The 609-nt window shown below is 40.1% G+C and carries 1 protein-coding gene and 1 pseudogene; both read left to right on the top strand.

The genetic code is table 11. The features are described 5' to 3' along the window. Nucleotides 1-367: pseudogene (locus RR876_RS17075) on the top strand (acyltransferase); the annotation flags it as partial. Between the two features lie 15 nt (nucleotides 368-382). Next, the coding region (locus RR876_RS17070; RefSeq protein ID WP_332637198.1) for an aromatic amino acid lyase at nucleotides 383-609 on the top strand (227 nt) is incomplete at its 3' end.

Genomic DNA, 609 nt, shown 5'->3' with positions numbered 1-609 from the left:
AACCGCTGTACTTTTACAAGAGAAACTTGAACAAGGTGAATGGGTTATTTTGGCTGCGGATCGTGTTCCTGTACAGTCGCAACGTGTACAACGTGTGAGCTTTTTAGGTGTGGATGCTGATTGGCCTCAAGGTGCTTGGATTTTAGCAAGTTTGTTGAAAGTACCGATTTTGGCTGTGTTTTGTTATCGACAAAAGCAGCAGTTTGATGTGCATATTCATTTGCTTGCAGAAAAGGTTGAATTACCACGTGCTAACCGCTTGATTGCGATGCAGAATTTCACTCGAAAATATGTGGAAGTGCTAGAGCAACATTGCATACGCGCCCCATACCAATGGTTTAATTTTTATAATTTTTGGAATAAGTAGTTGAAAAATAAAGATATGAAAGTTTTAGTTGTTGGTGAACAAGCTTTAAAGATAGAACAAGTTGTTGCAGTTGCTCAGAATCAATGTTTGGTGGCATTACCAACTTCACAACAATGGCAAAACTTGATTCAGCGTGGCGCTGATTTTCTAGACCAGTTGTTAGAAGAAGAAGGCGTTATTTATGGTGTGACTACTGGATATGGCGACTCATGTTTAGTGGAAATTCCTCCGCACCAAGTCCA

The organism is Acinetobacter sp., from assembly GCF_036666595.1.
GTDB lineage: Bacteria > Pseudomonadota > Gammaproteobacteria > Pseudomonadales > Moraxellaceae > Acinetobacter.
This window is presented reverse-complemented; position numbering and strand designations above follow the sequence as displayed.